This window comes from Lysinibacillus sp. NPDC047702, from assembly GCF_050272555.1.
GTDB lineage: Bacteria > Bacillota > Bacilli > Bacillales_A > Planococcaceae > Lysinibacillus.
In genome coordinates, this window is record NZ_JBNNMG010000065.1 from 21,621 (window position 1) to 30,202 (window position 8,582).

An 8,582-nucleotide genomic window follows, 5' to 3' on the forward strand; every position below is an offset into this window, starting at 1 on the left:
ATTTCGTGACTAATAGGCTCAAGTGGGACTAAGAGAAATGAAATAGTAGAATGAAGAGCAATTAACTGATGGAACGCCGTATGAGGGGAAACTCTCACGTACGGTGTGAATGGGGGGAAAAGCTAGAGACCACTTCAAAGGCTTACCTATCCATATCCAATAAATCTCAATATTTACTTGTGCAGTTATTGGCTAAAAAATTTAAAAACATTTGCGTTGTAGGGGATTCAGACCAATCAATCTATCGCTGGCGCGGGGCAGACATTGGCAATATCCTATCCTTTGAAAAGGATTATCCAAATGCAAAGGTTATTATGCTTGAACAAAATTATCGTTCAACAAAACGCATCCTCCAAGCAGCAAATGACGTCATTCAAAATAATACAACACGTTACCCAAAAGAACTGCGTACAGAAAATGCAGAAGGTGAAAAAATCGTCTTGTACAAGGCGTATAACGAGCAAGAGGAAGCACAATTCGTTATACAAACAATTCAACAGCTGATTAAAAAAGATAATCACTCATTCGATGACTTTGCGATTTTATATCGCACAAATGCTCAGTCACGTGTTATGGAGGAAGTACTTGTTAAATCCAATATGTCTTATCAAATTGTTGGCGGTACAAAGTTCTATGATCGTAAAGAGATTAAGGATTTACTGGCTTATTTACGTCTTATTGCCAATAATGATGATGATTTATCGCTGGCACGTATTATTAATGAACCAAAGCGCAGTATTGGTGCTACCTCCTTTGAAAAAATGGCGCGCTATGCAATTGAACAAGATCGTTCAATTTTTGATGCCATGAATGACCTTGTATTTATGGGGCTATCAGGCAAGGCTGCAAATTCAGCTGAGCAATTCTATGCGATGATTAAAGGCTATACAGAGATGCAGGAATATTTATCGGTCACTGAAATGGTAGAGCAGGTGATTGAAAAATCTGGTTATCGAGCAATGCTACAAAATGAAAAAACGATTGAAGCAGAAAGCCGTCTAGAAAATATTGAAGAATTTTTATCAGTAACAAAAGCATTCGAAGAGCGTAGTGATGATAAGAGCTTAATAGCCTTCTTAACAGATTTAGCACTTATTGCAGATATTGATGCATTGGATAAAGAAGATACATCCAAAGGCAATATCATTTTAATGACGATGCATGCCGCAAAGGGTTTAGAATTCCCCGTTGTCTTTATCATTGGAATGGAAGAAAATATCTTCCCGCATTCTCGTTCACTTGATGATATGGATGAAATGGAAGAAGAACGGCGTCTAGCTTATGTTGGCATAACTCGTGCAGAGGAGCGCTTGTATTTAACGTGTGCACAAAGCCGAACGATTTTTGGTCGTTCTAGTTATAACAATGCCTCTCGTTTTTTACGTGAAATTTCAGAGGATATTACACAATCTATTTCCAAAGGTGGCGCGAAACCTGAAGTTCCATTTGCTTCTAGTAACCGTTCGGCAGGCAATTATCAAAGGCGAACACTTGGAGACATTCAGAAAACGCAGCCTGCAACCTCTCGATTACAAGCAACTGGTGGAGACCAATTTGGCTGGAAGGCTGGAGATAAAGCAGTCCATAAAAAATGGGGAACAGGTATGGTTGTTAGTGTAAAAGGTGAGGGTGATAGTACAGAGCTAGATATCGCCTTTCCACAACCAATCGGCATTAAACGATTACTAGCACAATTTGCACCTATTGAAAAAGCGTAAGCGGAGGAACTAAAATGAACGAAATCGAACAACGCATTGCGGAACTAAATAAATTATTGCATGAATATGGTCATGCCTACTATGTGTTGGATCAACCTGTCGTAGCAGATAGTGTCTATGATCAATTATTACATGAGCTTATTGCACTAGAGGAAGCAAACCCGTCATTAATTTTCCCAGATTCACCAACCCAGCGAGTTGGCGGAGCAGTGGTAGACGGTTTTAAAAAGGTGACGCATGATTTTCCTATGCTAAGTCTTTCTAATGCTTTTAATGAAGTCGATTTACGTGAGTTTGACCGAAAAGTACGTCAAGCAATTGGTGATCATTTTTCCTATGTTTGCGAGTTGAAAATCGATGGTCTTGCCATTTCCTTAAAATATGAAAATGGTGTTTTTGTACAAGGTGCAACGCGAGGAGATGGTGTTGTAGGAGAAGATATTACTGCGAATTTAAAAACGATTCGCGCGATACCATTGCGTTTAAAGGAACCAATCACGATAGAGGTTCGTGGTGAGGCGTATATGCCTAAGAAATCCTTTGAAGCATTAAACACTCAGCGTGTTGACAATGGAGAGGAGCTATTTGCTAATCCTCGAAATGCGGCTGCTGGCTCTTTACGTCAGCTAGATCCTAAAATCGCTGCAAGTCGTCAATTAGCAACATTCATCTATGCTATTGGCGGCGATGGTGAAGTATATGGCATCGATGGTCATGCAGAGATGCTTGATTATTTAGAGGGGTTAGGATTCCCTTCCAATAAGGAACGTCAACGCTGTTCAACGATTGAGGAGGTATTAGCCTTTATCGATAAATGGACAGAAAATCGTTCGAATTTAGCTTATGAAATTGACGGCATTGTTATTAAGGTGGACCGTTTTGCTCAGCAGGATGAATTAGGGTATACAGCAAAGAGTCCACGCTGGGCAATCGCCTATAAATTCCCTGCTGAGGAAGTAGTAACAACATTACTTGATATTGATTTAACAGTTGGTCGTACAGGTGTTGTGACGCCAACTGCCATTTTAACGCCTGTTCAAGTGGCGGGTACGACAGTTCAACGTGCATCATTGCACAATGAAGATTTAATCCGTGAAAAGGATATTCGTATAGGCGATACAGTCATTATCCGAAAAGCAGGTGACATTATACCGCAAGTTGTGGGAGTGCTGCTGGAGCAACGACCTGAGGATACAGTGCCTTACGAAATGCCTAAAAATTGCCCTGTCTGTGATAGTGAATTGATTCGCATAGAGGGTGAAGTAGCATTACGTTGTGTAAATCCTGCATGTTTTGCACAAATTGCTGAAAGTATTAAATACTTTGTATCACGAAATGCGATGAATATTGATGGTCTTGGTGATAAAGTCGTTGAGCAATTGTTGCGTGCAGATTTAATTCACGATGTATCTGATCTATATCATTTAACTGTTGAGCAACTTGTTGAGCTTGAGCGTATGGGTGAAAAATCAGCGACAAATTTAGTACATGCTATCCAGGCCTCAAAGGAAAATTCAATGGAGCGCTTATTAATCGGACTAGGGATACGGCATGTTGGTGAAAAGGCTGCAAAAATAGTTTCTGAAACATATGGAACGATGGAGGCAGTAATGGCAGCAACAGAGGAGCAGCTAGTTGAAATTTATGAGATTGGCGATAAAATGGCCTCTTCGCTTGTTGAGTATTTTTCAAATGAGGATGCATGTGCAGTGATTGGTCGTCTAGCAGAAGCAGGCGTCAATATGATATATAAAGGTAAAAGGGTAGAGGTAACTGTAGGAGATAATCCTTTTGCAGGTAAAACAATTGTCTTAACTGGTAAACTTGAGCAATTGACACGTAACGAAGCAAAGGCGAAAATAGAAGAGTTGGGTGGTATTGTTACAGGCAGTGTCAGCAAAAAAACAGATCTTGTCATTGCAGGAGCAGATGCCGGTTCTAAACTAACAAAAGCCGAGCAATTAGGTATTGAAGTTTGGAATGAGGACAGCCTGATAGAACAACTTAACCTCGTTTAACAATTTAGATGATTATCGTAGTACTTGATGAATTGTCCTAACAGATTTGACAGAAAGCCAAGGCATTTTAATAGCAGATGCCAGCTTTCTGTTTACATAAGAACAGATTCATCAAGTAGAAATTGAATATCAGTAAAGGAGTATTAAAATAATGAAGTCACTTCGACTCATTCCAGCAATTATCGCTGCTACAATGCTAGTTGGCTGTGTGCCTACTAAGAAGGAGACAGAGCTTACACAGGAGACACAACAGGAAAAAGCGGAAACAACCGTTATTCCAAGCTTTAAGATAGATGAATCCTATTATAGTGCGTTAACTCCTTACAAGGAAAGTGCTAGCAGGGGATTGGTAGTTTCAAATATTTATACAAAATATGATATGAAGGAAGTAGAAACAGGCTTGATGCGTCTTTCTCAAAAGGAGTTTGACACAGAGAATTTTTTCTTCCAGGAAGGTCAGTATTTAGCTAAAAGTACAGTGACCGATTGGCTAAAGCGTAGTTCCCAAGTCAAGGATGGTTTAAATCCTCCTTCAACGGAATCTATGCCACCAGAGGAGCGTGCAAAGAAGGCACCTATATATTTATCACATATTGTTGAGCAGAATTATTTAACGAAGACAAAAGATAATAAAGTGAAATTAGGCGGTATTTCGATAGGACTTTCCTTAAACTCTATTTACTATTATCAAAAAGTAAAATATGGGGAGTATTATGAGGAACCAATACCAGAGTCAGCACTTGTTGCACAAGGCAAGAAAATGGCTACAGAAATTGTGTCTCGTCTAAGAGCTCGTGAAGAATTGAAAGATGTCCCTATTGTAATAGGCTTATTTAAACAGAAAGCTAACAATGATATTATTCCAGGAACGTATTTTAGCTATGGTGTTGCAAAATCTGGACAAAACGATGTAGCGGATTGGCAAGCGATTGATGAAGAATATGTTCTATTCCCAACAGATGAATCGAAGGATGTTTATCGAGAGGATAGCAATAAGTTTAAGAAATTCAAATTGGATATCGATAAATATTTTTCTAACTATACGAGTGTGATAGGAACAGGCTTCTATCAAAATAAAGAAATACAAAAGCTAAAAATAGAAGTACCCATTCAATTCTTCGGTCAAGCAGAAATTATTGGTTTTACCCAATATCTAACTGGTGTTCTTATTAATCATTTCGATAATATCAATGTTGAAGTAAGTATTACTTCGATAAACGGTCCAGAGGCGTTAATTATTAAGAAAACGAATGATAAAGAACCTTATGTGCATATCTATGAATAAACTATAGTCAGCTCTGGGCTGGCTATATTTTTATGTAGCCATCCAAAGAAAAGCTAGAAAAAGAAGGATAGAAATAACGAAGAAATGGATACACCTATAAAGAGACAACACTCTGCCACAGTAGTGAAAGTTTCTATATTTTTGGTGAAAGTTGTGATTTTTAATAGGAAAAATGTTATGATTATTTGCATGGTTAACTTTATTCAACCCTATTGTTATCAAGAAAAACAATGATTTGAATGTGTATTCGGAGGTGTAAAAAATGGCAAAATTAACAAAAGAGGAAGTTAAGCACGTTGCAAATTTAGCACGTCTTGCTATATCAGAAGAGGAAGCTGAAAAGTTTGCTGAACAGCTTGGTAAAATTACAGACTTCGCAGAGCAATTAAACGAGCTAGATACAACGAATGTTGAACCAACAACTCACGTCCTACCATTAGTAAACGTTATGCGTGAAGATGTGGCAACAAAAGGCTTAGACCGTGAAGTAATGATGTTAAACGTAAAGGAACAAGAAGATGGTCAAGTAAAAGTACCAGCTATCATGTAATACTAAAAAATAGGAGGATTCCTCATGACGTTATTTGAACGTTCAGCAAAGGAGCTACAAGCTGACTTAAAAGCGGGTAACTTAACTATCGCTGATTTAACAAAAGAAGCATACGAACGTATTGCCAAGCTTGATGGCAATGTACAAGCTTTCCTTGCTTCAAATGAAGAGAAAGCAACTGCACAAGCAGCTGAAATGGACAAAGTGCCATTTGAAGAGCGTGGACCACTGTTTGGTCTTCCCATCGGTGTAAAAGACAACATCGTAACAGAAGGCTTAGAAACAACTTGTGCTTCTAAAATTCTAGAAGGCTTTATGCCAATATATGATGCAACTGTAGTGAAAAAGCTACGTGATGCCGGAATGGTAACGATCGGTAAACTAAATATGGATGAGTTCGCAATGGGGTCTTCCAATGAAAACTCCTACTATAAAACAACAAAAAATCCTTGGAACTTAAACCACGTACCAGGTGGTTCTTCAGGTGCATCTGCCGCAGCAGTAGCAGCAGGGGAAGTACCATTCTCACTTGGTTCTGATACGGGTGGTTCTATCCGCCAACCAGCAGCTTATTGCGGTGTGGTTGGGATGAAGCCTACATATGGTCGTGTATCTCGTTTTGGACTAGTAGCATTTGCATCTTCTTTAGATCAAATCGGACCAATTACACGTAATGTTGAAGACAATGCTCTTTTACTTGAGGCAATTGCAGGTTTAGATCCTAATGATTCAACGTCTGCAAACGTAGAAGTACCAAACTATGTAGCAGCTCTAACTGGTGATGTAAAAGGCTTACGTATCGCTGTACCAAAAGAATTCTTTGGTGAAGGTGTTGGTGAAGCAGCACGTCAATCAGTGCTTGATGCGTTAGAAGTATTAAAAGGCTTAGGTGCTACAGTAGAAGAAGTCTCACTTCCTCACTCCAAATATGCACTTTCTGCTTACTATATCCTATCTTCTTCTGAAGCGTCCTCGAACCTTTCTCGTTTCGACGGTATCCGCTATGGTTTCCGCGCAGAAAACGTTACAAATTTAATGGACCTTTATAAAGAAACACGTGCACAAGGCTTTGGTGATGAAGTAAAACGTCGCATTATGCTTGGTACTTACTCACTAAGTGCAGGTACGTACGATGCTTACTACAAAAAAGCACAACAAGCCCGTACACTAATCAAAGCAGACTATGACAAAGTATTCGAAGACTTTGACGTAATCATTGGACCAACTGCGCCAACACCAGCATTCAAAATTGGTGAAAACGTGGATGATCCAATGACAATGTATGCAAACGATATTTTAACGATTCCAATCAATCTAGCTGGTGTACCAGCCATTTCCATCCCATGCGGCTTGGAGAATGGATTACCATTAGGCTTACAAATTATTGGTAAATACTTTGACGAAGCAACGATTTACCGTGTAGCTCATGCTTTTGAACAAGCAACAGAGTTCCATAAACAAGTTCCTCAAATTTGGGAGGGAAAATAACATGAACTTTGAAACAGTCATTGGTTTAGAAGTACACGTTGAGTTGAAAACGAACTCAAAAATCTTCTCACCAGCACCAGCTCATTTTGGTGCTGAACCAAATACAAATACAACAGTTATTGACTTAGGATACCCTGGTGTTCTGCCAGTGCTAAATAAAAATGTTGTAGATTTCGCTATGCGTGCTGCACTTGCACTGAATATGGAAATCGAACAAGAAACAAAATTTGACCGTAAAAACTACTTCTATCCTGACAATCCGAAAGCTTATCAAATTTCTCAATTCGATAAACCAATCGGTAAAAATGGGTGGATCGATATTGAAGTAGATGGCTATACAAAACGTATCGGTATTACACGTCTTCATATGGAAGAAGATGCTGGTAAGCTTTCTCATGCTGGTGACCACTCTTTAGTTGACTTTAACCGTCAAGGTACACCACTTGTAGAAATCGTTTCTGAGCCAGATATTCGCACACCAAACGAAGCGTATGCGTATCTTGAAAAAATAAAATCAATCATCCAATATGCAGATGTTTCAGACTGTAAAATGGAAGAGGGATCTTTACGTTGTGATGCCAACATCTCAATCCGCCCATATGGTCAAGAAGAATTTGGTACAAAAACAGAGCTTAAAAACCTGAACTCCTTTAACTATGTTCGTCGTGGTCTAGAGCATGAGGAATTACGTCAAGCTGATGTTCTTCTTTCAGGTGGGGTAATTGAGCAAGAAACTCGCCGCTTCGATGAAAAAACAGGTAAAACTATCCTTATGCGTGTTAAAGAAGGAACTGATGATTACCGCTACTTCCCAGAGCCTGACTTAGTACGTCTATCAATCGATGATGAATGGTTAGAGCGTGTAAAATCAGAAATTCCTGAACTTCCAGATGCTCGTAAAAAACGCTATGTTGAGGAACTAGGCTTAACACCATATGATGCAGGTGTTCTTGTTATTTCAAAAGAAATCTCAGACTTCTTCGAGGCTATGGTAGCTAAAGACGCGGATGCCAAGCTTTCTGCAAACTGGCTTATGGGTGATGTTTCTGCCTACTTAAATGCAGAACAAAAAGATCTTAAAGATACTGCATTAACGCCAGAAAATCTTGCTGAAATGGTGAAATTAATCACGGATGGTACAATTTCTTCTAAAATCGGTAAAAAGGTATTTGCTGAATTAGTAGAAAATGGCGGCTCAGCACAAGATATCGTTAAAGCAAAAGGTTTAGTTCAAATTTCAGATGAAGGTGCATTACTTGCGATTGTTACAGAGGTTCTAGACAATAATGCACAATCAATCGAAGACTTTAAAAATGGTAAGGATCGTGCTATCGGCTTCTTAGTAGGTCAAATTATGAAGGCTACAAAAGGTCAAGCAAACCCTCCAATGGTCAATAAATTATTACAACAAGAAATTGCAAAGCGTTAAAAAGAGGCTGGGACATAACTAGCTTCAATTCGTGAGAAATCCGACTTTGAATGAATTCAAAGTCGGATTTCTCTATCTTTTATGTTTTTCCAGA

5 protein-coding genes and 1 pseudogene are annotated in these 8,582 nt (G+C 38.9%); all 6 read left to right on the top strand.

Annotated features, from left to right (window positions below; translation table 11 throughout):
- Positions 1 to 155 precede the first annotated feature (155 nt).
- Positions 156 to 1,718 (top strand): annotated as a pseudogene (locus ACQKIM_RS22750) (3'-5' exonuclease); the annotation flags it as partial.
- A gap of 14 nt (positions 1,719 to 1,732) precedes the next feature.
- Positions 1,733 to 3,736 carry an NAD-dependent DNA ligase LigA gene (gene ligA, locus ACQKIM_RS22755; protein ID WP_427548383.1) on the top strand — a complete coding sequence of 668 codons (2,004 nt, stop codon included), beginning with the start codon at positions 1,733 to 1,735 and terminating at the stop codon, positions 3,734 to 3,736.
- A gap of 151 nt (positions 3,737 to 3,887) precedes the next feature.
- Positions 3,888 to 5,021 carry a CamS family sex pheromone protein gene (locus ACQKIM_RS22760; RefSeq protein WP_427548384.1) on the top strand — a complete coding sequence of 378 codons (1,134 nt, stop codon included), beginning with the start codon at positions 3,888 to 3,890 and terminating at the stop codon, positions 5,019 to 5,021.
- A 262-nt stretch (positions 5,022 to 5,283) separates the two neighbouring features.
- Positions 5,284 to 5,571, top strand: coding sequence for an Asp-tRNA(Asn)/Glu-tRNA(Gln) amidotransferase subunit GatC (gene gatC, locus ACQKIM_RS22765; protein WP_054772107.1), 288 nt, complete (start codon positions 5,284 to 5,286; stop codon positions 5,569 to 5,571).
- A gap of 24 nt (positions 5,572 to 5,595) precedes the next feature.
- The gene (gene gatA, locus ACQKIM_RS22770; protein ID WP_427548386.1) at positions 5,596 to 7,059 is read left to right on the top strand and encodes an Asp-tRNA(Asn)/Glu-tRNA(Gln) amidotransferase subunit GatA; all 1,464 of its coding nucleotides are present in this window, start codon (positions 5,596 to 5,598) and stop codon (positions 7,057 to 7,059) included.
- A gap of 1 nt (position 7,060) precedes the next feature.
- Positions 7,061 to 8,488, top strand: a complete 1,428-nt coding sequence (gatB, locus tag ACQKIM_RS22775; RefSeq protein ID WP_427548388.1) for an Asp-tRNA(Asn)/Glu-tRNA(Gln) amidotransferase subunit GatB — start codon at positions 7,061 to 7,063, stop codon at positions 8,486 to 8,488.
- Positions 8,489 to 8,582: the final 94 nt, after the last annotated feature.